Consider the following 1,176-nt stretch of genomic DNA (forward strand, 5'->3'; position numbering starts at 1 on the left):
CGCCGACGCCCTCGCCCCAGTTCGTGCCGTCCGCGGCTTCGGCGAAGGCCTTGCAGCGGCCGTCCATCGCCAGTCCGCGCTGGCGGGCGAACTCGGTGAACAGTTCGGGTATGGAGATCACGGTCACGCCGCCTGCGAGGGCGAGCGAGCATTCGTCCTGACGCAGCGACCGCGCCGCCAGGTGCAGGGCCACCAGGGACGACGAGCACGCCGTGTCCACGGTGATGGCGGGGCCTTCGAGGCCGAGGGTGTACGAGATGCGGCCGGAGAGGACGCTGTCGGTGTTTCCGTTGACGAGGTAGGGCTTCAGGTCGTCCGAGACGGTGGGCACAGAGGTGCCGTAGTCGCCGTGGACGGCGCCGGCGAAGACACCGGTGCGGCTGCCGTGCAGGGACAGCGGGTCCACGCCCGCGCGCTCCACGGCCTCCCAGGCGGCTTCGAGCATCAGGCGCTGCTGCGGATCCATGGCCTGCGCCTCGCGCGGCGAGATGCCGAAGAAGGCCGGATCGAAGCGGTCCGCGTCCGCGACGAAGCCGCCCTCCTGGGTCCTGGACGAGCCGGGCAGGTCGGGTACGGAATCGTAGAGGCCGCCGACGTCCCAGCCGCGGTCCAGGGGGAAGGGGCCGATGGTGTCGGTGCCGGAGGCGACGACGTCCCACAGCCGTTCGGGCGAGTCGATGCCGCCGGGGAAGCGGCAGCTCATCCCCACGATGGCGATGGGCTCGCGATCCGCTTCCTCGAGCTCGGCCACCCTGCGGTGGGTGCGCCGCAGTTCGGCGGTCATCCACCGAAGGTTGTCGAGGAGCTTCTCGTTCGACATCAGTTCACCACTCGCTTTCCCGGCTCCGCCTTCTTGCACAGAGCTCATTTCAAGATCGCCCGAACTCGTTCTGGATGATGTGGAACAGATCGTCGGCTGTGGCCGAGTCAAGTTCTGCGCCGTCTGCCTGGACTTCTGTGCCGTACTGGGTGTTCCACCGCGAGAGGGTGGACTGGAGGCGTGCGGCGATCTGCACGGCCGCCTCGTCGTCCGGGTCGATGCCGTCGATGGCGGCGTCGATCCGGTCGATGTCGGCGAGCACCGCTGCTGCGGCCGATGTCGGCCCGTGCTCTCCCAGCAGTTCGGCGGTGAGGTGGTCGCCGAGGGCCGTCGGCTTCGGGTAGTCGAAGATCAGG

Annotated in this window: 1 protein-coding gene and 1 pseudogene; both read right to left on the reverse strand. The window is 69.2% G+C overall.

Going from position 1 to position 1,176, the window contains the following annotated elements; all coding sequences use genetic code 11:
• The coding region (locus ACZ5CR_RS46340) for a beta-ketoacyl synthase N-terminal-like domain-containing protein (protein WP_468870051.1) at positions 1–820 on the reverse strand (820 nt) is incomplete at its 3' end.
• Positions 821–869: 49 nt separating this feature from the next.
• Positions 870–1,176, reverse strand: a pseudogene (locus tag ACZ5CR_RS46345) (type I polyketide synthase); the annotation flags it as partial.

This window comes from Streptomyces sp. NPDC031274 (assembly GCF_055570235.1).